Source organism: Rhizobium vallis (assembly GCF_003985155.1).
In the GTDB taxonomy this organism is placed as follows: domain Bacteria; phylum Pseudomonadota; class Alphaproteobacteria; order Rhizobiales; family Rhizobiaceae; genus Rhizobium; species Rhizobium vallis.
The window spans coordinates 680,438-703,855 of sequence record NZ_ML133686.1; the positions used below are offsets into that span (position 1 = coordinate 680,438).

The window sequence follows — 23,418 nt, forward strand, 5'->3', positions numbered from 1 at the left end:
TTCCCACATCAACGTGCGAGCGTCAGCCAATCGCCAATCGTTGTCCCAAAACGTCGCACGGAACGTGTTGTGGGGATGGCCGGACGCTCAGCTGCTATTGTCTTTCGGACTTCACGCGGGCTGAGCCCGAATTCATGGCTGAACGCGCGTGTGAAATTGGCTGCAACGTCGAAGCCGGCGGCCTCGGCAATCTCCGAGATCGGCCTGTTGTCGGTCGGGTTAGTAAGATCTGCATATGCCTGCAGCAATCGATGTTTGCGAATGTAATTGAACACGCCCCCGCTCGTTTCGAACAATTGGTACAGCCGCGTCCGCGAGATGCCCAGCGCACGGCCCATGACGTCAGGCGTCAAGCTATCTGAATGAAGATTGAGGTGAATATAGCGATGCGCCCGCTCCATAAGCCCCATATTGGTCTGTTCCTGACCACGATCTAAACTTGTGGACGATGCAGCGCATGCAACGACCATATCGCCGATCGTCCGTATGATCCGCGGCACCTCCTCCATCGTCAAATTGCCCAGGTTCGCTTCCAGGCCGTTGATATAGCTGACGAGCAATTCAGCCAGGCTACCGGACAGGGCGATATTGTTGGCGTTCTGCAGAAGACTCGCATCACGGATCAGCAGTTCATATGGCAGGAAGACGAGCACAGCGACTGAATCGGTCATCCGCCCGCGGTAAGGATAACCAAGAGACCTGAAAAATATCTCACCCGGGCGGGTCGCCGTTACATGCCGATTGGCCTCGGTCCAGGCGCGGCCGCTGCGCAGGACGCCGACGTTCCAGTGATCGATTGGGCTCGATCGCAGCATTGCCTGATCGCGAATATAGCTGCATGCCTGCGCGCGCTGCTGAACGATGAGGATCTCGCCGAGTTGCCAGCCGGTCTGTTCCGCAAGAAAACCGTCGCCCTCTGATTTTCCATCCGGCAGATGAACATCCACAAGCGGGGCCATATGTGATCGCCAGGACTGGAACTGTTCTTTCGGTGGCAGGTCGTGCGTCGAAAATCGCAAGGGCGCCAGTGCCGGTGGAACGTCTACCCGATGTTCCTTCTCGGGGGACGGTTCGCGCGGCCAGCGCCGCCGCTCCAGGTGAGCCGGCCATTGCTTTCCCGCAGCGGGGTCATCTCCAGAATCCGCAACCATCCAATCCTCCAGCGCATAAGCCGATCCGGGCCGTTGAAACTGAAGCAAACAATCGTTTTCGCGGCTGAACCGCACAGCCATCCGACAAAGCCGAATTGGCTAAAGCTCTACGTGCATAAGCTACCTATCATATTCTCTGACGAGCAGAAATGGACGGACCGATAATTTTCAGGATGCGGCGATAACGACAATTGCGTCCTGTTCATATATTTAAATGAGCAATGGTTAACTCCTGAGGAAGTTCGGAAATTCCAAAATCCTCACTTCTCGGTGCAATGTGGTTTCGTAGCGCCGGCACCGTAAAACGACACTTATTCAAAGCAAAACATGAAAACAGAGGAGGATAGGTCGTGAACTATCGGAGAAGTATTCGTGCGCGCTTTGCGCAGGCGCGGCTTTCAACGGAAATTATTCTGCACGCGACCCTCGGGCATCAGGAGAAATGCTTGCCGTGTGTCGTGAAAATTCATGCGAGACGCTCCTGAGGCCGGAGATCGGCAAATAATGGCGCGCAAGGGGTTGCGCGCAGCCGAGGCGATCTGTGTCGATGCGTAATGACCGAGGCCTGCACGCAACCCCTATCATATCCACCCATTGTCGAATTTGTGACGCTGCCTTTCATATGGCAGAACGGAGGCTAAGATGACTACCGCATGTGATGAGAACGTTATCGAATTGAGGCCGATTTCGAGCTGCAGACAAGAAGTCGAAGTCGCGATGGTTGAAATGCTCGTCAGTTTGCAGAAACGTGGATGGGAGGCTGCGGAACTGGCACTGGCGCTCGCAGATGCCTCCGAAGATCTCGTGATGCTGATCGCGACCAAAAAGCTTCGACCGAATTAGAGCAATCCAGGCGTCTGGAATTGCGCAAATACAGAAGATGAGAGCGGTTCTGTGCTTCCGGGAAAAGCTGAACCGCTCTAGAAAAAGATCGCGTGGAAGTAGGCTGCTTCTGTCTCAATGAGATGGCGGCATTACCAGGCGCGGCGCAGCGATTTCCTCACCCCATACATACCCCATCACCCCACCACGTCAGTCGATGCGCCGCAGATGGCCTGACCATATTGCCTGCACCGCATCGATACGGCCACACCTCCGTCGGCGGCATTTCATCCGGAGCCGAATTGTTTCGGTCGCAGGTACGACCGTCCCTTGTCTGCTAAATTTCAATGCGCTAAATTATGCAAGAACTGGTTGCATCCGTTTGTATCAGCTTGATAGGGACGGATGGCTGCAGAAGCGATACCTTCGGATGCCAACATGATCTGGAACCATCGCATCACACGCATTGTTGTCGGCCTGCTGCTGCTGGCAATCGTGAGTGTCGTCTCATTGCCGACGATTACCGGCTTTACGAGCCTTGATGGCACGGTCAATGCACGGTTTGCGGTCGTGAATGCCCCAATCGACGGCACGATTGCGGACGACCCCCTCAAGGTCGGCAGCCCGGTCAAAGCGGGACAATCCCTCGCAGAAATCAGAAATACGCGCGTCAATCGCGCAATCCTCGCTTCGCTCGAGGCAGATCGCAACACGGCGCTCGACCGCGTCGCGGCGCTTAAAAAGGAACGCGAGGAGCTCTCCGCGCTTCGCGAGGAATTGTCTGCCAGATTGGAAGTCTACAAGCAGACCACCATTGCCAATCTCGAACGCGAAGTCGAAATCCTGCGGAAAAAAGTCGAAGTGTCGCAAGCTCAGGATCTGGTCGCGCAGGTCGACCTGAACCGCCGGATGGAGCTCGAGTCAAAAGGCATTCTGACGCAGAAGCTGGTTGAGGCCGCGCGTGCCGCCGGAGCGGCGACCGACGGTGAGGTCAAAATCAGCAATATGACGGTCGATCAATTACAACAAAGGCTCGATGCGGTCCGCAAAGGTATCTTTGTTTTCGGCGACGGTCAGAATGACGTGCCCTATTCGCGACAGCGCGAGGACGAGGTAGTCGTTCGCATCAACGACTTGAACTCGCGCATAGCGGAAAATGAGACACGGGCCACCGAAGTTCAAAAGCAGCTGGTCAAGGAGGCAGACCGCGTCAGCAGCCTTGAATCCGCAACCGCGATAGCGCCCTTCGACGGCGTTGTTTGGACGAGGAGTATCGTCAGCGGTTCCAACGTCGTGCTGAATGACGAGCTGATGCGCCTCCTCGACTGTCGAGAGCTGTTTGTGGATATCCTTGTTCCTGAGGTCAATTATGACGAGATCTATCCGGGACTTGTCGCGCAGGTGCGCTTGTTCGGTCGCAGCGATGTCTTCAAGGGCACGGTCATTGCTGTCAGGGGCAGTTCGGCTTCGGTCGAGACCGATTCCTTTGCCGCCAGTTTGCCGCCATCGACCCAGCGCAATGCCCACATTCGGGTTCGCCTTGATCCATCCTTCATGAACAACGACTTTGCGAACTCCTGCCAAGTGGGGCGCACAGTGCAGGTACGGTTTTCCAAGCACGGCATCGACGTGTCCAACTGGGTCAAAAGCCTGTGGTTCAGTATCTTTTAACGCTGGTTCCGACCTTTCTCGTTTTGGCCTTCTTTTTCCTGGGGCCGTTCAATTGGTCGCGCCATCACACCTGGACACGGGCGGTGACCTGCGCGTTTGTCGCAGCAGTCGCATTGCGATACATGTTCTGGCGCTTGACGGAGACAGTGCTTCCCTATCCCAACGACGGTGCGAGTTTCTACTGGGTCTGGACCCTCTTCGCCGTCGAGATTCTGGCGTGCGTCGAAGTCATCCTTTTTCTCGTATTGATGAGCCGCTACGTCGACCGGAGCGCGGAAGCGGACAGGCTGGCGCGCGTGTTCTTTGCGCGAGAGCCGCATGAGTTGCCGACTGTCGATATTTTCATTCCCACCTATAACGAGCCGCTCGACGTGCTCGAGCGAACCATCATCGGCGCCCGCTCGTTGGATTATCCTCCCGATAAATTGAATGTGTATGTGCTTGACGATCAACGCCGGGATTGGCTGAAGGCCTATTGCGAAGAAAAGAACGCCATCCACGTCACACGCGGCGACAACAAACACGCCAAAGCGGGCAATATGAACAATGGGCTGAAGGTCAGCTCGGGCGAGTTTATTGCGGTCTTCGATGCCGATTTTGTTCCCTATCGACACTTCCTTCGCCGAACGCTGCCCTTCTTTTCCGACGAAAGCATCGGCATCGTCCAGACACCTCAACATTTCTTCAATGTCGATCCGGTGCAATCAAACCTGGGCTTGGAGAATATCTGGCCGGACGAGCAGCGCTTGTTCTTCGACGAGATCGCGCCCAGCCGAGACGCCTGGGACGTCGGTTTCTGCTGCGGGTCATGCTCGATTGCCCGCCGCAAGTCCGTCGACGCAATAGGCGGTTTTCCGACGGAGTCGATCACAGAAGACCTGCTGACAACTCTTTCGATGCTCAACAAAGGCTACAAGACCCGCTACCTGAACGAGCGGCTATCGATGGGACTGGCCGCCGAAAACCTGACTGGTTATTTTGTGCAGCGCGAACGGTGGTGTCAGGGAGGTATTCAAACCCTTTACCTGTATAATGGCCCGCTGCGCGGCCCCGGATTGACGCTCTTTCAACGGATCATGTTCCTGCCAGCGTCCTGGCTGGTGCAGTATCTGGTCCGCTTCATGATATTGCTCGTCCCCATCGTCTATCTCTGGTTCGGCCTGCTCCCGCTCTATTTCACTGATATAGCCGATTATGTGTCTCATCAGGTGCCGCTGTTGGCGGCATATTTTCTGCTTATGCTATGGATCACGCCGACGCGCTATCTGCCTGTGGTTTCCAGCGCCGTCGGGACCTTTGCGACATTCCGCATGTTGCCGACCGTGGTCTCCAGCCTCGTGAGACCATTCGGCAAGCCGTTCAAGGTGACTCCGAAGGGCAGCGGAAACGAGTCGAACCAGTTCGACCGCTACAGCCTCGCCTGGATCGCAAGCGTGATCGCGATCACCGTCCTTGGTCTGCTGGTCAACGTCGTACCGGAAACGTCGCATGTACAAGGCCAGTTTTCACCGGTCGCGGCCTGGTGGTCAGGTATCAATATCGTCGTCCTGCTCATCGCATCACTCATCTGCTTTGAGAAACCCCGGCGTCTGTTTCATGCGTTCAAGCTCGATGAGCCCGCTGTTGTAAACGATGTCCCCGGCCAAGTCGTCAGTTTGGCGTTGGATAAGGCAGTCGTTGCAGTCCCCAACATGGCCCGATTTCAATCCAAATCGGTCATGCTCAAACTCGCCGGTTTCGCCCCCTTTGAAGCAGAGCTCGGACAGGTCACTCAACGACGAAGGAGTATAAGTCGCGGCGGCGACAACGAAGACTACTACTTGCACCTGTATTTCGAACTCAGTGGCTCAGCTCGCGACAGCATGATTGTGAAACTCTACACCGGTCAATATTCGCGGGACATTCGCGACATCGACAAGGTTGCCGTCTCTCTCAATCTGTTGTTGCGGTCTTTCGGGCGAACACGCACGTTGTAGCCCGGCGGACAAGAGCGTTTGTCGCGTCTTTGACGAAGTTGGCCTGGATTGATCGCTCTCAGACAAGGGGCGTTGACCGGTCGATGGGAATTCCATTGGTCGGATCCCACGACCGGGATTGATCGTCCGCACACGAGCAGATCGACGCACCGCACCGCGATCTTAAGATACTGCCGCCGGATCTCTCGAATTTGTCGAATCTCGTCGATTTGTTCTCGAAAGGATCGGCTAGACCGTTGGTCCGAGGATGGAAAGTGCGTCCTGCAGTCTGAGCGCCGCCAGCGCTTCGGTTGCCTCGTCCGGAGACCATCCTGCTTCCAGCGCTGCGGAGAGAACAAGCGACTCCGTTTGAAGCTCGAGCTTTTCGTAAAGCGGTTCGATGGCCTCGCGGGCGGTGACGACATGCTGATCGGGCGGAGTGATGGGTGTCGCAGCAACCGTAGGCATAATGCTCCTCCTTTTGAACGCTAAGGTTCGAAACCCAAGTGCAGGCATCATTGTTCCGTTCACATCGCATTATTGCCGTATCACGGCTGACGGAAACTGTTCCGAGACTCTGGACGGTCGAAACTTCGCCGTCCTTGGCGTCTTTGGGATCGCAGCGAAAAAACTTCGCTCGATGTGAACAAAAAGACAGGCTACCGCACAATTGCCAAAAGCGGAAGCGACTTGTGGTAATCGATGATGCGGCCTGTATCGCAGATGAAACACCCTGATGATGATGGCCGGCGGTATTTTCTTGTGGTCGCCGACGGTCCCCTGCTTGGCGACGCGGGACGCCAAGCGCCGACAACAGGCAGACGGATGACGGTCATTATCTTGCTGAAAATGCCGATGAATGGCCTTAGTGGCAATAATACCCGTCGCAAAGCGATTCTTTAGCAGGATCTCCAATGACCATCGAAAGAGCACGAAATCCGCATCCGATCTACTTTGCCGGAGCTTTTGCCACGGGTGGGCTCCTGACGTTCATGGTGCACCTCAACGGGGAGTTGGCGCGTTATGGAAATCCCCTCTTCTCGTCATGGACCGCTCACGGCACAGGCATCATCGCAGCTATCATTCTTCTCTTGATTGTCCGCCGCCGGCGCGTTCTGACGACGGGAAAGCTCCCCGGCGCCCCTTGGTGGGCCTACTTTGGGGGAGTATCCGGCGCCGCAACAGTCATTCTGACCTCGACTGCGGTCAATTCACCGCTCGGGCTCTCCGGCACTTTGGCTTTGGGGTTGGCCGGCCAGGTCGCTTTCAGCGTCGCGGCCGACAGTTGGGGACTGTTCGGCCTGCAAAAGCGGCGTCCCGATACACGAGACGTCACTGCGCTGGGCTTGGTCGTCACGGGGGCTGCGCTCATCATCCTGTTCGGGCGAGGTGCGGCATGACGGTTTTCATTCTTCTCGCTGGCCTGGGCGGCATGCTCGTCGGTCTCAGCCGTCAGCTCAATGGACGGTTGAGCATCTCCACGACGCCGCTGATCGCATCTTTCTGGAATCACGCCGTAGGTTTTGTCGTCCTTAGCTGCCTCGGCCTCTTCGTCGGAGGCCTGCTTCCTGTCGGCGCCACCGAGGCGCCCTGGTATATCTATTTGGGCGGTCCCATCGGCGTTATCTTCGTGGCAGCCGGCAGCTGGGCGATTGCGCGAATAGGGGCGGTCAATTCGGCTCTGCTGATCATCGGCGGGCAGATGGTAACGTCGGTGGCGTTTGACTATGCGCGCGCCGTCCCAGCATCGTTCTGGGCGAACGCGGCCGGCATTGGTCTTATCGTCGGCGGCATGGTGGTCAGTCGGGGAAGACGCAAGGTCGCCGGTTCGCAATAGCCACGCCAGGTTTCCGAGCGGCGGGAACCCCTTCCCGCCGTGTGATCTTCAGCCACGGCCTTCTCAGGCCAGGTATTTCGTGAACCAGTCGACCGTTCGCTGCCAGGCGAGCTTGGCCGCCGCTTCGTCATAGCGCGGCGTGGAATCGTTGTGGAAGCCGTGATTGACGTCGGGGTAGATATAGGCCTCGTAGGTTTTCCCGGACGCTTTCAGCGCGGCCTCATAGGCCGGCCAGCCTTCGTTGATCCCCTTGTCCAGCCCGGCATAGTGGAGGAGAAGCGGCGCTTTGATCTTCGGCACATCCTCGGCGCGCGGTTGCCTGCCGTAGAAAGGCACGGCGGCGGCAAGCTCGGGATAGGCGACCGCCGCGGCATTGGCGACGCCGCCGCCGTAGCAGAAGCCGGTGATGCCGACCTTGCCGGTGGTGAGGTCGCTGTGCATCAGGAACTCGACCGCCGCGAAGAAGTCGTTCATCAGCTTTTCCGGGTCGACCTTCTGCTGGAGGTCCCGCCCCTTTTCGTCATTGCCCGGATAGCCTCCGACCGACGTGAGACCGTCGGGCGCAAGCGCAATGAAGCCTGCCTTCGCCACGCGCCGCGCCACGTCTTCGATATAGGGATTGAGGCCCCTGTTTTCGTGAACGACCACCACGGCCGCAACCTTGCCGGCGGCTTTCGCGGGGCGGACGAGATAGCCGCGCACATCTCCATTTCCTTTCGGCGAGGGATAAGTGATGTATTCGGCTGATATATCGGGATCGGTGAACTCGACCTGGGTCGCCAGCGCATAGTCGGGGCTGAGCGACGCAAGAATGGCGGCCGCCGTCACCCCGCCGACGGCGAATTTGCCGGCCCGGTCGAGAAACTCGCGCTTGGTGATTTTCCCATGCGCGTAATAATCATAGAGTTCGAGAAGTTCCTGAGGGAAATCCTTGGCTGTCATACGGGTCATGATGGCTCCTCCTTGCCTCGGGTTCTCGTGCCATCCTACACACGTAAGCTCGCGACTCTTTTCAACATTTCGCGAGTTTTGCGTGAGCCTGCCGGCGCGATCACAGCCTGTGGCGAGAGATGCCGGCATCCGTCGAATCCTGGCTTCGACGCCCGCTCATTTCGATTTGCCGCCGCAATCGGCCGTTCGCGACGCGGAATCGACAGCCGCCTACCGATCTATGAAAATTAATTTCATACTCATGCTTTGTGGCCCGTTTTCTATTGACGCCCCTCGTTTTTTGTCCCAACTTAAAGAAAATAAATTACTTAAATGGGAACCTGATCGGCATGAAAGTGGGAATCATAGGGCTAGGATTCCGGCTCGGTTATCTCGGCTATGTCTTCAAGGCGATCGACAGCAGTTTCGACATTGTAGGCTATGTGGACCCGGATCCCGCGGGGCTTCCCGGATTGACGGAAAAGGGAATTTCGGTCGGCAAGGCCTATGGTTCGCCGGAAGAGCTTCTTGCCTCCGAAAAGCTCGATCTCCTGATGATCGGCTCTCCCAATCACATGCATCTCGACCATATCAGGCTCGGGCTTCAGGCTGGTCTCAAGGTCTTCTGCGAAAAGCCGATCGTCACCACGATCGCCGAAAGCATCGAGCTTGCTCATCTGATGGCGAAGTTCGGCCATGAGCGACTGATGGTCGGTCTGGTGCTGCGTTATTCCCCTCTTTACCGGGATTTGCGTGCCATTCAGGCCGAGGGCAAGCTGGGTCAGATCGTGTCGATCGAAGCTTCCGAACATATCGAGCCCTATCACGGCGCCTTCTTCATGCGCGACTGGCGTCGTTACGAGCGCTATTCCGGCAGCTTCATGCTGGAGAAATGCTGCCACGATCTCGACCTTTATAATGGTGTCGTCGGCGCGCGGCCGGAGCGCGTCGCCAGTTTCGGCGGCCGCAAGAGCTTTATCCCGGCCAATGACCCGGCGCGCGAAGGCATCAACGATCTCGAGATGTTCCATCGTAAGCCGAGCGGATGGATGGGCTCGGACAAGGTCTTCGACAGCGATGCCGATATCATCGACTATCAGGTGGCGATCGTTGAATATGCCAATGGCGTCGGCATGAACTTCCACACCAATCTCAATGTGCCCGACCAGTTCCGTCGTTTCGCCATCATGGGTTCGCGCGGCATGGCCGAAGGCGATTTCGTTCGTGGCTACCTCAACGTGCACGAACAGCTGACCGGCAACAAGGTGGTCGAGAACATATACGCCGCCACGGAGCTCTCCCAGCACTACGGCGCCGATGAACAGATGGCGAGCGACCTGCTCGAAAGTGTGCGCACCGGGCTCGAACTTCCCGTCTCCACGCTGAACGCGCTCGAAGCCGGCATTCTCGCCTTGGCCATGGACGAAGCAAGGATGAAGAAAACGGTCGTCGACCTGCGCCCCGTCTGGGATCGCTTCGACGAAGCCCTCCACGCAAAAGCGGCTTGAGGAGAGCGGCAAGATGGGTGTTCAAAGAAGCACGGTCATCTTCGCCTGGATCCTTCTTCTTCCGGCAGTTATCTATGTTCTCGCGATTGTCGCTTATCCGCTGGTCGATACGTTCATACTCTCCTTCACCGATGCGTCGCTGAAGAAGACCACGGAATGGGTCGGCTGGATCAACTACGAGAAGATCTTCAATGAACGGTTTGCGGAGGTCATCATCCGCACCTTCATCTGGACGTTCTTCTCCGTCGCTCTGAAAATGGTGATCGGTACGTTCGGCGCAACCATGCTGAATGCCGCCGTGCCCGGCCGCTCCCTGTTCCGGCTCCTGACCATGCCGCCATGGATCGTGCCGATGGCGATCGGCATCTTCATGTGGGGCTGGATGTATAATGGCCAGTTCGGGATGATATCGGGGATATTGCAGCGCCTCGGTCTCGTCGACGGTCCGGTCGCCTTCCTCGCCTACGGAAGCACCGCCTTCTGGGCAACGATCGTCACCGATGTCTGGATCGGCGTGCCGCTGGTGACGATCTACTTCCTGGCGGCGATCCAATCCATTCCGAAGGATCTCTACGAGGCCGCCTGGACCGACGGCGCCGGCCGCTGGTACCGCTTCCGCCGCATCACGCTGCCGCTGATGGTTCCGGCGATCATCACCATGTCGATGCTCTCGCTGATCGCCACCTTCAATTCCTTCGATATCATCTGGATCCTGACGCAGGGCGGTCCGAGCGGCGAGACGACGACGATGATCATCGATACCTATCAGACCGCGATCGGCTCGAAGAAATACGGTGAGGGCGCCGCACGCGCGGTCTTGATCTGCATCTTCCTGTCGCTCTTCTGCTTTTCCTATTTCCGCGTCACCCGCCGCCTCAATCCGGAGAAGCGCGCATGAGCAGCCGTCCCATGATTGATCGCTACAGCTGGTGGGAAATCGTCCTGATCTATTGCGGCATCGCGCTGTTTCTCTTCTTCGTGCTCTCGCCTTTCGTCGAAGGTTTCCTGGTTTCCCTGAAACCGCTCGCCCAGCTCTTCTCCTCGCCCTACCGCTTCTGGCCGGAGAACGGCTCGCTCGAAGCCTACCGGACGATGTGGATCAGCGTGCCGGGTTTTGGCCGCTACATCTTCAACTCCTTCTTCATCTCGACCATCGTCACGGTGATCGTGCTCTGCCTCGTCATTCCGGCGGCCTACGCTTTCGCGAAGTTCGAGTTCAAGGGCATGGGTATCCTGCTCGGCGCATTCCTGACGGTGAACATGTTCTCCGGCGCCGTGCTTCTGATCCCGCTCTTCCGGCTGATGCGCAGCATGGGCGTGCTCAACACCTATCTCGCCATGATCGTGCCGGGTGTCGCGTTCCTGATCCCGTCGGCGATCTGGCTGTTGCGAACCTATATGATCCGCATTCCACAGGAACTCAACGAAGCGGCCTACATGGATGGCGCCAGCCATTTCTATACGCTTCGGCGCGTCATCCTGCCCATCGCGATGCCGGGGATTATCGTCGTCGCCATTACCACCTTCATCGGCGCTTACGCACAGCAATTCATCTTCGCGCTGACCTTCAACTCGAAGACCGAATACATGCCCTTGCCGGTGGGGCTCTTTGCTTACTTCGGCAAGCAGGAGGTTATCTGGAACGAACTCATGGCGGCTTCCTTCGTCGGTATTGCGCCGGCAATGGTCGTCATCTTCTTCCTTCAGCGTTATCTCGTCGGCGGGCTGACCGCCGGTGCGGTGAAACAATAAGATCAAAAGACGAGTGAACAGCTAACACAAGAATGGGAGTCACGACGTGAGCATAACAATCAAGACAGGCCTTATGGCGCTCGCTTTGCTTGGTTCGACGGCACTGACCGCGGTCACTGCCCAAGCGGCCGACAAGGAAATCAGCTGGATCTATTGCGGCGACACGATCGACCCGGTCCACACCAAATACATCAAGCAGTGGGAAGAAAAGAACGCAGGCTGGAAGGTTACGCCAGAAGTCGTCGGCTGGGCGCAGTGCCAGGACAAGGCAACGACGCTCGCCGCTGCCGGCACGCCTGTTGCGATGGCCTATGTCGGATCGCGCACGTTGAAGGAATTCGCCCAGAACGATCTCATCGTTAAGGTGCCGATGACCGATGACGAGAAGAAGAGCTATTATCCCCACATCGTCGACACCGTGACCTTCGAGGGCACGCAGTGGGGCGTTCCTATCGCCTTCTCCACCAAGGCGCTCTACTGGAACAAGGACCTCTTCAAGCAGGCCGGCCTCGATCCCGAGAAGCCGCCGAAGACCTGGGCTGAAGAAATCGAGATGGCCAAGACCATCAAGGAAAAGACCGGTATTCCGGGCTTCGGTCTTTCCGCCAAGACCTTCGACAACACGATGCACCAGTTCATGCATTGGGTTTACACCAACAATGCCTCGGTGACGGACGCCGAAGGCAAGATCACGCTCGACAGCCCGCAGATTCTCGCTGCGCTGAAGGCCTATAAGGATATCGTCCCCTACTCCGAGGAAGGCCCGACGGCCTATGAGCAGAACGAAGTCCGCGCCATCTTCCTCGACGGCAAGGTCGCCATGATCCAGGCAGGCTCGGGCGCCGCTTCCCGACTGAAGGAGACCAAGATTGCCTGGGGCATTGCAACGCTGCCGCTCGGTCCCGACGCCAAGGGTCCCGGCACGCTGCTGATCACCGACAGCCTTGCGATCTTCAAGGGTTCGGGGGTCGAGGACAAGGCGACGGAATTTGCCAAGTTCATCACCTCGCCGGAGGTTCAGTCGGAATACGAACTGCAGGGCGGCGCAGGCCTCACCCCGCTGCGTCCTTCGGCAAAGGTCGACGAATTCGTCGCCAAGGACCCCTATTGGAAGCCGTTGATCGACGGCATCAGCTATGGTGGTCCCGAGCCGCTCTTCACCGACTATAAGGGCTTCCAGAACTCGATGATCGAGATGATCCAGTCGGTGGTAACAGGCAAGGCCGAGCCGGAAGCCGCGCTCAAGAAGGCTGCTGGCGAAATCGAGGCGTTCAAGTAAGCTTCTTGAGCCTCTTGGGATCGCGGAGGCAACAGTCCGCGATCCCTCCCCTGATCGAATATGCGACGAAGGCCGCCGGCGGAGACAGATTTTTGGGACAGCTTCTTCTCAACAAAGTTCAGAAGTTCTACGGCGACTATGAAGTCCTGAAGGGCGTGCAGCTCGAAGTGAGGAATGGCGAGTTCGTCGTCTTCGTCGGGCCGTCTGGCTGCGGCAAGTCCACCCTCTTGCGCATGATCGCCGGTCTCGATGCGACGACGGCGGGCGACATCGTCATCAATGGCGTCAGGGTCAACGACCTGCCGCCCGTCAAACGGGGCATCGCCATGGTGTTCCAGTCCTACGCGCTCTACCCGCATATGACTGTTTTCGAGAACATCGCCTTCCCGCTTCGCGTCGAAAAGATGGAAGAGGCGAAGCTCAAGGCCAAGGTCGAAAATGCGGCGCGCATCCTGCATCTCGAACAGCGGCTGCAGCAGAAGCCCGGCATGCTTTCGGGCGGCCAGCGCCAGCGTGTCGCGATCGGCCGCGCCATCGTGCGCGAGCCGAAGATATTCCTGTTCGACGAGCCACTTTCCAACCTCGACGCGGCGCTGCGCGCCGACATGCGCATCGAGCTCGCCAAGCTGCACCGGCAGTTGAAGGCGACGATGATCTATGTGACGCATGACCAGGTCGAGGCCATGACGATGGCCGACCGCATCGTTGTGCTTGATGCCGGCAATATCTCCCAGACGGGTGCGCCGCTGGAGCTTTATCACAAGCCTGCGAACCAATTCGTCGCAGGCTTCATCGGCAATCCGAAAATGAATTTCCTGCCCGTAACCTGCAAGGGCGTCAGCGCCAACGGCGTCGAAGTGGATTATCAGGGCCAGACCGCGGTTCTGCCGGTGACGCCGCGCGAGGGCATGGTGGGGAAGGCTTTGACGCTCGGCATCCGTCCGGAGCATATCCAGCTCGGCGGCGGCGATATCGTCTTTACCGTGACGCCGACGGTCATCGAACGCCTTGGAGCCAACACCGTCGCCTACGCATCGCTCAACGGCGAGGGTGAGAATTTCTGCGCCATGCTGCCCGGCAGCGTCGGCATCCGCGCGGACATGCCGGTCGCGACCGGTATCAATGCCGCGGACTGCCACCTCTTCGACGAGGCGGGCATTGCCTTCGAGCGACGCGTGGAACTGACGGAAATCGATATGAACGTGATCAACCCGACGGCGGCTTGAAATAGCGGCCGCATCGGCGGTTCGTCCTGCCACGGGTCGGTTCCCGGGCGAAATGACATCCTATTGCGGCTGCCGCCGGCAGGAGTTCGGTCCGTTACGGGCATTTTGTAATATGGCTGCTTTGCGCCCCATATCGGCCATAGACGCGATCTTGTCTTCGCCCGCAGCCAGACATTGCGGCGACCACCTAAAGTTCATAGTCGCGTCACAACCGGCCATTCCCGCAGGTCTGTGTGCGTCACGCCCGACTCGCCCGAACGCTCAGCCACCGATCATGGGGCTTTCCGACGCACCGACGTACCTCGCTGACGATCCAGCCGGCGTCTGTGAGTGCTGACCGCAGGGCAGACTCGCGCCAGTACGTCTCGACGTAGCGCCGCGGCGCTGCAGGACTGCCGTGTGTGGACACATCCTCGCCGTCGCCCTCTCTAACCGAGGCGTGCAGTTGACCACCGGTCCGTGTCGCCTTGGCAAGCTTTCCAAGCACCGTGCCGAAATCCTCGCGCGCGACGTGAATCAGGCAGGCACAAGCCCAGATCCCGTCGTATGGCATGCCGGGACGCTGCGGGTCGGCCAAGTCTTCGATCAGCGGGTCCAACAGGTCGGCCTCGAAGCCATTCTCGCGAAGCAGTTCGACGAAACCCTTCGAAATGTCGGTGCGCCGGACGCTAATGCCCCGCTTCTCAAGCTCAAGTGCATCGCGCCCGCCGCCGCTTCCGATCTCCAGCACCCTGCCCGAGCCACCCAGCTCGGTCACGAACACATCGATCTCTGTCGCGACCCATTCGGGCATCGCCGCGGCCTCTGCGGCGTAGTCAGCCGCGACCGTATCATAGGACCGCACAGTATCCCGGTCGGTGCCCATCCTAGCGCTCCTCCTTCAGGACAAGCGGCTCGATGAGCGAGATGCCCATCAGCCCGTTGCGCCCTTGATACTCCGGCAGTTGGTGACATCGCGAGCGATTTGCTTCCAGCTTTAGCAGAAATGCGATCAGAGACACCACCGACCGATTGCCAATGCTGCCGGGCAGCAACGCCCCATGTCGGCCATAGAAGTCGATCTTGACGTTGCCCGGAAGCAGATATCTCCTGTGACCGCGCTGTACGTCAGCCGGGCGTTGGCTGCCACCGAGACTATGTTTGCCATCCGCCTCGTTTTGTGCTGTCTTCTCGCAGCCGGATTCTGGCCGCGTGCTTGGAACTAATGACGGGCGAGACTGTTTCAGCAGTGACTTTGGCATGACGCTTACGTGCCCTCCTGGCTGGGTAAGCCTCGATTTTGAGGAGACTCGCATCATGAAGATTTCGTCCAGATTTCGTTCAGTCGCTGCTGCGGTTATCGCTGCAGCAGGAATCAGCTTTGCCGGCTCCGCGCATGCCGACAGCGGTACGATCAGCTTCTCAGTCTACAAGGCTGCCTTCTTTGTGGGTGGTTCTGGAGGCGAGGGCACGCTGACCTTCCATGGTCGCCGCTATCCCATCTCTGTCGGCGGCATCTCGGGCGGCCTCGCTTTCGGGGCTTCCAAGACCTATTTCCATGGTGCCGTTCGCCACATTCGCAGCGCCCGGGATGTGGCGGGGGTCTACGGTGCGGCGGGCGGTGGCGGCGCGGTCGGCAAAGGGGCGCAGGTGATCGTCATGACCAATGACAAGGGCGCCCAACTCGAGCTCTCAGGCAAGCAGGTAGGCCTGCAAGTCAACGCCGATCTCAGCGGCATTGCCATCACGGTGAAGTAAGGGCCGTCGCTCGGTTCGTCGTGCCTTCGGTCGGCACACGAGGCTGAATACAAAGGTCGGCTTTCAGCGCTACCATCTAGGAAGCGGTCGGTCCACTGTCGGCCCCATTCGCGACGGAAGTCGATTTCCATTCGATAACGTCTGGATATCTTGAGCGACGTGTTTGATGGGTGGAAGCTGGCAGTCAGCTTATTGTTGGAGGTACCACAAAGCAGCCAGCGGGTTAGACGACCTCACCTGTGAGCTCACCCACGCGCTCCGTGTTGACCCCCGAGCAGACCGGTTCTACAAGATAGGCTATGGCAACACACCTCTGATCGGCCGCGCCTAGCGGCATTGAGCGACGCACAGTCCTGCACGACACGCGGGGCCACTTCCACTTGCCAAGCCAAAATCAGAGATTTTCAATGCCCACACTCTACCTCACTTGCGGTCTTCCCGGTTCAGGCAAGACGTCGCTCGCCAAGATCATCGAACACGAAGCATCTGCCCTCCGCCTGACCGGAGACGACTGGATGCACAGGCTTTACCCCGGCATCTCTACTCCAGAAGCCGAAACTGGCCCGTGCCGAGGTAGAGTCGAGAGCCTCCAGTGGCAGATCGCTCTGCGTGCCATCGGGCTTCAGTGTAACGTTGTCGTGGATTGGGGCGTGTGGTCACGGGCAGAACGGGACGCCTGTCGGGACGAAGCTCGCGCAGCTGGTGCTCACGTCGTCCTCTGCTTCCTCGACGTTCCCTTTGATGAGCTTTGGGACCGGGTTTCGCGGCGAAACGCCGAGCTTCCAGTCGGCACGTTCGACATCTCGCGGGCGGACATGCTTAGGTGGTCGAAACTGTTCGAGCCGCCAACTGCCGAGGAGTTGGCGCTTTACGATCGGCAAACCCATCCAGCCATCACCGCCCTTACATGATGCACCACAGCGTCGGGGTATCCGCAGTCTGGGTGCCTTAGGCGATCAGGGCCGATTTCGCTCTCGATCGGAACCGCTCCTACCAGACGAGACCGCGGGCCGCGACGTCCTCCACGCGGGTGACAACCCCATTGCGATGGAAGACCATCGTGTCGAAGAGATTGGAAACCACGCAGGTGTGGTTCGGGATGATGAAGAGCTTCTCGCCGATCTTAGGCCGGGGGCCGGTGCAGTTCGACAGGTCGATCACGCCGTGTTCTTCCGAGAGGCTGGTGATGCGCGCCTCGGGATAACCGACGATCAGACCGTAATCGCTGAAGCCCTGGAGATCCGAGGTCAGTGCCTTCGATCCGGCATCGATGACGGCGCGGTCGGCGTTCGGCCGCGACACGACGGTCGCCAGCACATGCATGGCGCAATCGTCCTCGGTGCAATGGCCCATGCGCACCATCTGGCGATCGTTGTAGATATAGGTGCCGGCACGGTGTTCCGTGGCCGACTTGACGAGATGCGCCTCGAAAAGGCTTGGTGTTCCGCCATTGCTGACGATCGGGCAGGTTATGCCTTCCGATTGCAGGCGCCTCACCGTTTCGGCGATGAAGGCTTCCACGGCGGCCGCCGATTGCGGCTTGGGATAGGTCACGATGCCGCCGAAGGTCAGGCCGTCGGCAGCAGTGATGCGCTTGGCGAGCGAGGCTGCTTCCTCCGGCGTCTGCACGCCGCAGCGGCCGGCGCCGGTATCGCATTCTACAAGCACCGTCAGCGGCTTATGTCCGGAAAAATGCGCGGCGAGCCCGTCGACAGTCACTTCGCTATCTGCAACGACCTTGAGGGCCGAAATCTTCTCATTCAGCTTGGCCAGGCGCTCGAGCTTCTGCTGTCCGAGGATATTAAAGGTGATGAGGATGTCTCCGAAGCCGGCTTCGGCAAAGACCTCGGCTTCCGTCACCTTCTGGCAATTGATGCCCTTGGCGCCGGCTGCGACCTGCGCGACGGCGAGCGCGGGAATCTTGTGTGTCTTGATATGCGGGCGGAAGTTCAGCCCGTGCCGATCCATATAGGACTGAACGCGGTTGATGTTTGCAGTCAGCCGGTCTTCGTCGATGACAGGACGCGGTGTCGAGAGATCGGCGATCCTGTCACCCGCCTTCGCGACGACGGCAAAGCTGACATCATGCATTTAGGCGGCTCCGCGTATTATCCCATGTGGGTCGGCCACGATCGGCCAGATGGTCCTTGGCGCCCGCCGGTAAGCCGTCGTCGCCGGATTATTGGGATACGGCGTTCCCGCGGAGCAGTAAAGGATTTCCGCCGCAATCTTCGAGAAGGACGCGAAGAAGTGGTTGGTAGATTTGATCACAAGGATCTTCTGCTTCGTGGGATCGATGCCCATCACCGAAAAGAGGCTCGGATCAAAGCTCTGGGCACGTGTCGAATTGAGGATGATATCGATGCCATTGAGCACGATATGCGCGGCGTCACCGAAAGGCGCCAGGCTCTCGCCGAACTGCATCTCGGCATTCCTAACCAGCTTGACGACCTTGACCGTGCCGTCGACGGGATTGCCGGTGCCGGGCGCCGACTTGGCGCCGAAGCGCAGCGGAATTTCCGCCCCCTCGCCCGCCGCAAAACAGATCTGCACGGCCACCGGATCCCAGATGGTGCCGATCGCGGCACTTCTGACGCCGCGCGCCATGAGCTCGCCGAGGAGCACGGTCGCATCTCCCGCCGTGCCGCCACCCGGATTGTCCCAGACGTCGGCGATGACGACGGGCCATGCGGTGGCAGCGATCGCGCGCGAAACGGCTTCCTTCTCGTCGATTTGCGGGACCATGAAGGTGCCGCGCTTGGAAAAGAGCTCCAGGCCGAGTTCGCGTGCAAGAGCAGCGCCCTTTTCCGGCTTGTTGTCTGTTACGACGAGCAGCTTCGTCCCCATTTCGGGAACGTCACCCACCATGAAGCCGTGGATCACGGAGATCGACAGGATGTCAGGATCGTTCTTTTCGATCTGCATGATCTTGTCGACGAAGGAGCGCATGGGCTCGCGCGATGTCGGGAAGACGTCGATCATGCGGCAGTCGAACACCGACATATCAGGCTTGACCCGGCCTTCCAGTGTTTCCACAGCAATGCGCCAGAGGTCCTCGGCGCGGTCGACGAAATCCGTATGCGGAAACTCCTTAAAATAGACGGCGAAATCGAGTGCTGCGACACGCTTTGCGGTCAAGTGGCTGTGCGGATCGAGCTCGGCGCAAATAAGGACCTCAGGCCCGACGATCTCGCGGATGCGCTGGAGAAGGTCGCCTTCCGTATCCTCATATCCGGCTGCCACCATGGCGCCGTGCAGGCCCATGACGACGGCGTCGACCGGCATTGCCGCACGGAGCTGGCCGAGGATTTCGTCGCGCAATTCCTCGTAGGTCGTCCGGTTGACGAGGCCCGCGGGGTCGGCCCAGGTGGCGGTTCCCTCGATCAGTTCCCAACCCTTTTCCTTGGTGACGCGCCGTCCGACGGTGATCGGCGCGGTGCAGAGCGTCGGCGTTTCGGGATGCTGGCCGGGCGGGGCATAAAGCGAGGCTTCGAATGCGCGACGATCCACGCAGATCGGGGAAAAAGTATTGGTCTCGGTCGCCAGTGCTGCCGTGAAAATGCGCAAGAAAGTGGCCTTCGTGTTGTCGGCCCCGCTTCAACCCATCGGGTTCGGCAGGTAGCCGGTGAAACCTGAGATCTTCCAGCGTCCCTCGTGAAGTCTGCAATAATAGAGCGTCTGCCATTGCAGGACGTCCCGGCTATTGTCGCTCTTGGTGATGCCGCCGTCGAATTTCTTGCGCACCAGCGCCGTGTCGCCTTCGATCTCGATATCTTCCAGCGTCGTCGTGGTGAAGATCGCCGTGCGCGGATCTTCCGCGAAACTCTGTTCGGCGAAATCCTTTGCCTGTCTCAGCCACTCGTCGCGATAGGCCGTGAGCGTCGGGAAGGCCAGGCGCCACTTGTCCGGGCTGACTTCCTTTCGGCCGTCAATGCCGATGAAACCTTCTTCCACGAAGTCATGCTCCACCATCGACCAATCGGCGGCCAGAAAGGCATCGATATCGCGGGGAACGAGCATCTCCCAGATCGCGTGGCGGGCGCTGTCCAACGGGAAAGGATTCTGGAAAGGATCGCGCATGTCAGCCCCGGATTGAAATTCTTTTCATAAAACACGTTTTTCACTGGTCAAATTCCGCTTTCTATGGTCACTTGTCAACTTATCAAGAAAATAATTTGCAAGGACTTGGGAATGCCTATCAAGCGCTATGGCACTGTTCAAACGGGCGCCGGCGGCAAGGCGCTGCCTTTCGCGCGCGCCGTGGAAGCTGACGGATGGCTCTATGTTTCCGGACAGGTTGCGATGGAAGATGGCGAGATTATCGACGGCAACATCATTGCCCAGACCCACAAGACGATCGCCAATGTCCTGGCGATCCTCGACGAGGCCGGATACGGCGTCGAGGATGTCGTGCGCGTCGGCGTCTGGCTCGACGATCCGCGCGACTTCTGGACCTTCAACAAGATCTATCAGGAGTATTTCGGCGAGCATCCGCCGGCACGCGCCTGTGTGCAATCGTCGATGATGGTCGATTGCAAGGTTGAGATCGACTGCGTGGCCTATAAGAAGAAGGATGGATAGAGAGCCATCGGGGGGACGGGTTTGGATATCTTTTCGACATTGCAGGAAGACAAGACCCGGCTCTCTCCCTCCGAGAGCCGCATCGCCGAGATCATCGTCAACGATTTCGAATTTGCCGTGAATGCCTCGATCATCGAGCTTGCGGAACGGGCCGAGGTCTCGCCGCCGACCGTCACGCGCTTTTGCCGGCGGCTGGGCTGCGAGAGCTTTTCCGACTTCAAGGTGCAGCTTGCCAGGACCGCGCATATCGGGGTGCGCTATCTGAAGCCGGAATCGAAAAGCACCGATCCGGCCGATGTCGCCCAGGATATCATCACCAAGGCCCAGAACGCGCTGTTCCTGCTGCACCGGTCGCTCGATCTCGCCGCGATCGAGGCTGCCGTTTCGCTTATCGCCAAGGCCGACATGATCTATGCCTTTGGTTCCGGCGGCAATTCGTCGATGATCGCCGACGAGCTTCAGAACCGCCTTTTCCGCCTCGGGCTTCGCATCACGGCAAGTTCCGATCACAGCATGCAGCTGATGATGGCTGCGGCCGCAAGGCCGAACGACGTGCTGATCGGCTCGTCTTTCTCGGGTCGTAATATGGAGCTGGTGCGGGCCTTCGAGCTTGCCCGCGACACCAAGGTGAAGACGATCGCCCTGACCCAGACGGACAGCCCGGTTGCCAAGGCCGCCGAGATCGTCGTGCCGATCGATCTTCCCGAAGGCAGCAACATCTATCGCCCGACCTCCACGCGCATCGCCTACATCGCGACGGTCGATATCCTGTCGAGCCTGGTTGCCTACGCCGTTCAGCCAAAGGCGACGACCACGCTTCGGCGCATCAAGCAGCAGCTGGTTATTCACCGCGACGGCGACGACCGGCAATTGCTTGGAGACTGAATTTTCATGAACGGGAGCGACAGCAAATGACCCAATCGGCAGCCATCGTGACAGGCGCGGCAGGCGATATCGGCGCGGCGATCGCCGCCCGGCTCGCCGACGACCATGATGTCGTGCTGCTCGCCGACATCGATGCGACGGCCGCCGCCGCCGTGGCTTCGAAACTCGGGCCCGACAATCGCTTCGTGGCGGTCGGATGTGATGTGACCAGCGAGGCGAGCATTGCCGAATTGGTAAAACGCGCTGGAGACGCCGGCGTGGTCCGGACCCTCGTCAACAATGCCGGTGCTGCCCGCGCGACCAGCTTGCACGATACGACGCCCGAGATCTGGCGGGCGGACAATGCGCTCAATCTCGAAGCGGCGTTCTTATGTTTCCGTGCCTTCGAGCCGATGCTGAAGTCCTCGAAGGGCTCCGTGGTCAACATCGCATCGGTCAACGGCATGAATGTCTTCGGACACCCGGCCTATAGCGCCGCCAAGGCGGGCCTGCTCCACTTCACCCGGTTGGTCGCCGTCGAATACGGCAAGTTCGGCATCCGCTCCAACGCCGTCGCGCCCGGCACAGTGAAGACGCAGGCCTGGGAAGTGCGCGCCGCCGCCAATCCGAACGTTTTCGAGGAGGCGCGCCGTTGGTACCCACTGCAGCGCGTCGTCGATCCCAAGGATGTTGCCAATGCCGTGGCCTTTCTCGCCGGGCCGCTCGCCGCAGCGATCACTGGCGTCTGCCTGCCGGTCGATTGCGGCCTCACGGCCGGTCAAGCCGAGCTTGCGCGGACGTTCTCCCAATCGGAACATTACTGAAATCCACGTGACCGCATGAGCCGCCTTTTTCCTGATGTCTTCCGCAATCCGGCGATCCGCGCCAGCATGATCGCCATTTTCACTTTCGGAATGGCGGGCGCGATGACGGCACCCTATCGTTCGATCGTCGGCATTCGCGAGCTGGGGCTGAGCGATAGCCTCTATTCCATCCTGACCTTTGCATCGGCAGCGGTGAACGTTGTCGTCAGCGTCCTGCTCGGCAATCTCGCCGATCGGCTTGGCGAATATCGATCGGCGATGATCGGCGCCTGTCTCTTCGGTATTGTCGGTTACGGCATGGTCTATGCTTTTCCGAGGGCGGCGATCTTCATCATCAGCGGATTGCTGCCCCTGCCGATCTACGGGGCGTTGAACTCGCTGCTGTTTGCCAATGCGCGCGCGGCGATGCAAGGCATGAGCCGAAGCGACGTGGTGACGGCCAATTCAGGCGTGCGCGCCATGATCTCGCTCTCCTGGGTGCTGATCCCTGGCGTTACAGGCCTCGTGCTTTCGGGCGCATCGAGCATGCTGCCAGCCTATCTCTTTGCCAGCATCTCCTGTCTGATATGCCAGGGCATCATCCTCTTTGCCCTACCGAAACGGGCAGGAACGGAGATGGCCGCAGCTCACCATCTCAGCTATCTCGGCGCCCTTCGCCAGGTGGTTTCACCGCGGATTTCGGCGCATATCTGCGGGGTGGCGCTGATTACCAGCACGCTGCATCTGAACGATGCCCTTTTGCCGCTGATCGCCACCGGCGCGGCGCATGGGCGGCTCAGCGATGTCGGCATTCTGGTCGGCATCGTCGCATTGCTGGAGGTGGTCTTCATTATCGTCTGGTCGCGCATTGCGCGAAAGACCGGCCAAATGTCAGCGCTTGCCGCCGGCACCATCGTCTATGCCGTGTTCCTCAGCCTTCTCGGCTTTGCCTCTCAACCGTGGCACCTCTATGCGCTGACGTTGCTCGCAGGCATCGGAGCGGCGGCGATCATCAGCATTCCGATCACTTATCTGCAGGATCTCATCGCCGATCGGCCGGGGCTCGGCAGCGCGCTGATCTCCGTCAATATCTTTGCCAGCGCCGGGATCGGCGCGCTGATCTTTGCTGCTGGCACATCGGTGGCAGGTTATTCCGGAACCGCCATCCTCAGCGCTGTTACGGGACTGTCTGGAATAGTGATCCTCGGCTTCCTGCATCGGCGCAATGTTCACTAAGTGCTGCTGAATGTATTGGCGCCTCATGGATCGGCAGAATGTGGCTTTCATCACTGTTCGTCTTAT

General features: G+C 59.1%; 24 protein-coding genes. 16 read left to right on the forward strand and 8 right to left on the reverse strand.

What is annotated here, in order from left to right; translation table 11 throughout:
- Window positions 1–8: 8 nt before the first annotated feature.
- The gene (locus EFQ99_RS03310; RefSeq protein ID WP_126919218.1) at window positions 9–1,151 is read right to left on the reverse strand and encodes a helix-turn-helix domain-containing protein; all 1,143 of its coding nucleotides are present in this window, start codon (window positions 1,149–1,151) and stop codon (window positions 9–11) included.
- 642 nt (window positions 1,152–1,793) lie between these two features.
- On the opposite strand from EFQ99_RS03310, the gene EFQ99_RS03315 reads away from it, so the two are divergent.
- The 3 genes from EFQ99_RS03315 to EFQ99_RS03325 all read left to right on the forward strand — a co-directional run bounded on the left by EFQ99_RS03315 (window position 1,794) and on the right by EFQ99_RS03325 (window position 5,620).
- On the forward strand, window positions 1,794–1,994 hold the full coding sequence (locus tag EFQ99_RS03315; protein WP_126919219.1) for a hypothetical protein: 201 nt from the start codon (window positions 1,794–1,796) through the stop codon (window positions 1,992–1,994).
- Window positions 1,995–2,411: 417 nt separating this feature from the next.
- On the forward strand, window positions 2,412–3,644 hold the full coding sequence (locus tag EFQ99_RS03320) for an HlyD family secretion protein (protein ID WP_126919220.1): 1,233 nt from the start codon (window positions 2,412–2,414) through the stop codon (window positions 3,642–3,644).
- Complete coding sequence (locus EFQ99_RS03325) at window positions 3,626–5,620, forward strand: glycosyltransferase (RefSeq protein WP_126919221.1); 1,995 nt, start codon at window positions 3,626–3,628, stop codon at window positions 5,618–5,620. The genes EFQ99_RS03320 and EFQ99_RS03325 overlap by 19 nt, the downstream gene beginning before the upstream one ends.
- A 228-nt stretch (window positions 5,621–5,848) precedes the next feature.
- On the opposite strand, the gene EFQ99_RS03330 is transcribed toward EFQ99_RS03325, so the two are convergent.
- A complete protein-coding gene (locus EFQ99_RS03330; RefSeq protein WP_126919222.1) occupies window positions 5,849–6,067 on the reverse strand; it encodes a hypothetical protein in 219 nt (72 codons plus the stop codon).
- Window positions 6,068–6,513: 446 nt separating this feature from the next.
- On the opposite strand from EFQ99_RS03330, the gene EFQ99_RS03340 reads away from it, so the two are divergent.
- Both EFQ99_RS03340 and EFQ99_RS03345 read left to right on the forward strand, forming a co-directional pair.
- Window positions 6,514–6,999 (forward strand): DMT family transporter, encoded by a 486-nt coding sequence (locus tag EFQ99_RS03340; protein WP_126919224.1) that lies wholly within the window; start codon window positions 6,514–6,516, stop codon window positions 6,997–6,999.
- The gene (locus EFQ99_RS03345) at window positions 6,996–7,436 is read left to right on the forward strand and encodes a DMT family transporter (protein ID WP_126919225.1); all 441 of its coding nucleotides are present in this window, start codon (window positions 6,996–6,998) and stop codon (window positions 7,434–7,436) included. The genes EFQ99_RS03340 and EFQ99_RS03345 overlap by 4 nt, the downstream gene beginning before the upstream one ends.
- A 63-nt stretch (window positions 7,437–7,499) precedes the next feature.
- On the opposite strand, the gene yghX is transcribed toward EFQ99_RS03345, so the two are convergent.
- Window positions 7,500–8,387 carry a YghX family hydrolase gene (gene yghX / locus EFQ99_RS03350; protein ID WP_126919226.1) on the reverse strand — a complete coding sequence of 296 codons (888 nt, stop codon included), beginning with the start codon at window positions 8,385–8,387 and terminating at the stop codon, window positions 7,500–7,502.
- A gap of 329 nt (window positions 8,388–8,716) precedes the next feature.
- Here yghX and EFQ99_RS03355 point away from each other — a divergent pair, with 329 nt between their 5' ends.
- The 5 genes from EFQ99_RS03355 to EFQ99_RS03375 all read left to right on the forward strand — a co-directional run bounded on the left by EFQ99_RS03355 (window position 8,717) and on the right by EFQ99_RS03375 (window position 14,131).
- The gene (locus EFQ99_RS03355) at window positions 8,717–9,874 is read left to right on the forward strand and encodes a Gfo/Idh/MocA family protein (RefSeq protein WP_126919227.1); all 1,158 of its coding nucleotides are present in this window, start codon (window positions 8,717–8,719) and stop codon (window positions 9,872–9,874) included.
- Window positions 9,875–9,887: 13 nt separating this feature from the next.
- Window positions 9,888–10,772, forward strand: coding sequence for a carbohydrate ABC transporter permease (locus EFQ99_RS03360; RefSeq protein WP_126919228.1), 885 nt, complete (start codon window positions 9,888–9,890; stop codon window positions 10,770–10,772).
- Entirely contained in the window at window positions 10,769–11,626 is an 858-nt protein-coding gene (locus EFQ99_RS03365) for a carbohydrate ABC transporter permease (protein ID WP_126919229.1), read from the forward strand. Before EFQ99_RS03360 ends, EFQ99_RS03365 begins: the two co-directional genes overlap by 4 nt.
- Before the next feature lie 73 nt (window positions 11,627–11,699).
- The gene (locus tag EFQ99_RS03370) at window positions 11,700–12,905 is read left to right on the forward strand and encodes an ABC transporter substrate-binding protein (protein WP_126919591.1); all 1,206 of its coding nucleotides are present in this window, start codon (window positions 11,700–11,702) and stop codon (window positions 12,903–12,905) included.
- Window positions 12,906–12,997: 92 nt separating this feature from the next.
- Window positions 12,998–14,131, forward strand: coding sequence for an ABC transporter ATP-binding protein (locus EFQ99_RS03375; RefSeq protein WP_126919230.1), 1,134 nt, complete (start codon window positions 12,998–13,000; stop codon window positions 14,129–14,131).
- Window positions 14,132–14,369: 238 nt separating this feature from the next.
- Here EFQ99_RS03375 and EFQ99_RS03380 read toward each other — a convergent pair whose 3' ends face one another.
- Both EFQ99_RS03380 and EFQ99_RS03385 read right to left on the reverse strand, forming a co-directional pair.
- Window positions 14,370–14,996 carry a class I SAM-dependent methyltransferase gene (locus tag EFQ99_RS03380; protein ID WP_126919231.1) on the reverse strand — a complete coding sequence of 209 codons (627 nt, stop codon included), beginning with the start codon at window positions 14,994–14,996 and terminating at the stop codon, window positions 14,370–14,372.
- 1 nt (window position 14,997) lies between these two features.
- The gene (locus EFQ99_RS03385; RefSeq protein ID WP_126919232.1) at window positions 14,998–15,372 is read right to left on the reverse strand and encodes a hypothetical protein; all 375 of its coding nucleotides are present in this window, start codon (window positions 15,370–15,372) and stop codon (window positions 14,998–15,000) included.
- 55 nt (window positions 15,373–15,427) lie between these two features.
- On the opposite strand from EFQ99_RS03385, the gene EFQ99_RS03390 reads away from it, so the two are divergent.
- The gene (locus tag EFQ99_RS03390; RefSeq protein WP_126919233.1) at window positions 15,428–15,868 is read left to right on the forward strand and encodes a lipid-binding SYLF domain-containing protein; all 441 of its coding nucleotides are present in this window, start codon (window positions 15,428–15,430) and stop codon (window positions 15,866–15,868) included.
- A 407-nt stretch (window positions 15,869–16,275) separates the two neighbouring features.
- Window positions 16,276–16,779, forward strand: a complete 504-nt coding sequence (locus EFQ99_RS03395; protein WP_126919234.1) for a P-loop nucleotide/nucleoside kinase family protein — start codon at window positions 16,276–16,278, stop codon at window positions 16,777–16,779.
- A gap of 79 nt (window positions 16,780–16,858) precedes the next feature.
- Here the strand turns inward: EFQ99_RS03395 and EFQ99_RS03400 are convergent, their stop codons facing one another.
- The 3 genes from EFQ99_RS03400 to EFQ99_RS03410 are packed head-to-tail and all read right to left on the reverse strand — an operon-like array spanning window position 16,859 to window position 19,948.
- Window positions 16,859–17,959 carry a D-TA family PLP-dependent enzyme gene (locus tag EFQ99_RS03400; RefSeq protein WP_126919235.1) on the reverse strand — a complete coding sequence of 367 codons (1,101 nt, stop codon included), beginning with the start codon at window positions 17,957–17,959 and terminating at the stop codon, window positions 16,859–16,861.
- Window positions 17,960–19,435: a M81 family metallopeptidase gene (locus tag EFQ99_RS03405; RefSeq protein WP_126919236.1), complete on the reverse strand. Its 1,476-nt coding sequence runs from the start codon at window positions 19,433–19,435 to the stop codon at window positions 17,960–17,962.
- Window positions 19,436–19,465: 30 nt separating this feature from the next.
- Window positions 19,466–19,948, reverse strand: coding sequence for a hypothetical protein (locus tag EFQ99_RS03410; protein ID WP_126919237.1), 483 nt, complete (start codon window positions 19,946–19,948; stop codon window positions 19,466–19,468).
- 111 nt (window positions 19,949–20,059) lie between these two features.
- Here EFQ99_RS03410 and EFQ99_RS03415 point away from each other — a divergent pair, with 111 nt between their 5' ends.
- Genes EFQ99_RS03415 through EFQ99_RS03430 form a run of 4 tightly spaced genes read left to right on the forward strand, consistent with a single transcriptional unit; the run spans window position 20,060 to window position 23,352 of the window.
- Window positions 20,060–20,449, forward strand: a complete 390-nt coding sequence (locus EFQ99_RS03415; protein WP_012555064.1) for a RidA family protein — start codon at window positions 20,060–20,062, stop codon at window positions 20,447–20,449.
- A gap of 21 nt (window positions 20,450–20,470) precedes the next feature.
- A complete protein-coding gene (locus tag EFQ99_RS03420) occupies window positions 20,471–21,334 on the forward strand; it encodes a MurR/RpiR family transcriptional regulator (protein ID WP_126919238.1) in 864 nt (287 codons plus the stop codon).
- Between the two features lie 26 nt (window positions 21,335–21,360).
- Entirely contained in the window at window positions 21,361–22,137 is a 777-nt protein-coding gene (locus EFQ99_RS03425) for an SDR family oxidoreductase (RefSeq protein ID WP_126919239.1), read from the forward strand.
- Between the two features lie 15 nt (window positions 22,138–22,152).
- Window positions 22,153–23,352, forward strand: coding sequence for an MFS transporter (locus EFQ99_RS03430; protein ID WP_126919240.1), 1,200 nt, complete (start codon window positions 22,153–22,155; stop codon window positions 23,350–23,352).
- Window positions 23,353–23,418 lie beyond the last annotated feature (66 nt).

Excerpts from the sequence above, each read along its gene's own strand:
- EFQ99_RS03380 (WP_126919231.1), bottom strand. The coding sequence starts at position 14,996 with ATGGGCACCGACCGGGATACTGTGCGGTCCTATGATACGGTCGCGGCT.
- EFQ99_RS03410 (WP_126919237.1), bottom strand. The coding sequence starts at position 19,948 with ATGCGCGATCCTTTCCAGAATCCTTTCCCGTTGGACAGCGCCCGCCAC.
- EFQ99_RS03355 (WP_126919227.1), top strand. The coding sequence starts at position 8,717 with ATGAAAGTGGGAATCATAGGGCTAGGATTCCGGCTCGGTTATCTCGGC.
- EFQ99_RS03430 (WP_126919240.1), top strand. The coding sequence starts at position 22,153 with ATGAGCCGCCTTTTTCCTGATGTCTTCCGCAATCCGGCGATCCGCGCC.
- EFQ99_RS03345 (WP_126919225.1), top strand. The coding sequence starts at position 6,996 with ATGACGGTTTTCATTCTTCTCGCTGGCCTGGGCGGCATGCTCGTCGGT.
- EFQ99_RS03365 (WP_126919229.1), top strand. The coding sequence starts at position 10,769 with ATGAGCAGCCGTCCCATGATTGATCGCTACAGCTGGTGGGAAATCGTC.
- EFQ99_RS03370 (WP_126919591.1), top strand. The coding sequence starts at position 11,700 with ATGGCGCTCGCTTTGCTTGGTTCGACGGCACTGACCGCGGTCACTGCC.
- EFQ99_RS03340 (WP_126919224.1), top strand. The coding sequence starts at position 6,514 with ATGACCATCGAAAGAGCACGAAATCCGCATCCGATCTACTTTGCCGGA.
- EFQ99_RS03360 (WP_126919228.1), top strand. The coding sequence starts at position 9,888 with ATGGGTGTTCAAAGAAGCACGGTCATCTTCGCCTGGATCCTTCTTCTT.
- EFQ99_RS03395 (WP_126919234.1), top strand. The coding sequence starts at position 16,276 with ATGCCCACACTCTACCTCACTTGCGGTCTTCCCGGTTCAGGCAAGACG.
- EFQ99_RS03310 (WP_126919218.1), bottom strand. The coding sequence starts at position 1,151 with ATGGTTGCGGATTCTGGAGATGACCCCGCTGCGGGAAAGCAATGGCCG.
- EFQ99_RS03425 (WP_126919239.1), top strand. The coding sequence starts at position 21,361 with ATGACCCAATCGGCAGCCATCGTGACAGGCGCGGCAGGCGATATCGGC.
- EFQ99_RS03320 (WP_126919220.1), top strand. The coding sequence starts at position 2,412 with ATGATCTGGAACCATCGCATCACACGCATTGTTGTCGGCCTGCTGCTG.
- EFQ99_RS03315 (WP_126919219.1), top strand. The coding sequence starts at position 1,794 with ATGACTACCGCATGTGATGAGAACGTTATCGAATTGAGGCCGATTTCG.
- EFQ99_RS03400 (WP_126919235.1), bottom strand. The coding sequence starts at position 17,959 with ATGCATGATGTCAGCTTTGCCGTCGTCGCGAAGGCGGGTGACAGGATC.
- yghX (WP_126919226.1), bottom strand. The coding sequence starts at position 8,387 with ATGACCCGTATGACAGCCAAGGATTTCCCTCAGGAACTTCTCGAACTC.
- EFQ99_RS03330 (WP_126919222.1), bottom strand. The coding sequence starts at position 6,067 with ATGCCTACGGTTGCTGCGACACCCATCACTCCGCCCGATCAGCATGTC.
- EFQ99_RS03385 (WP_126919232.1), bottom strand. The coding sequence starts at position 15,372 with ATGCCAAAGTCACTGCTGAAACAGTCTCGCCCGTCATTAGTTCCAAGC.
- EFQ99_RS03415 (WP_012555064.1), top strand. The coding sequence starts at position 20,060 with ATGCCTATCAAGCGCTATGGCACTGTTCAAACGGGCGCCGGCGGCAAG.
- EFQ99_RS03390 (WP_126919233.1), top strand. The coding sequence starts at position 15,428 with ATGAAGATTTCGTCCAGATTTCGTTCAGTCGCTGCTGCGGTTATCGCT.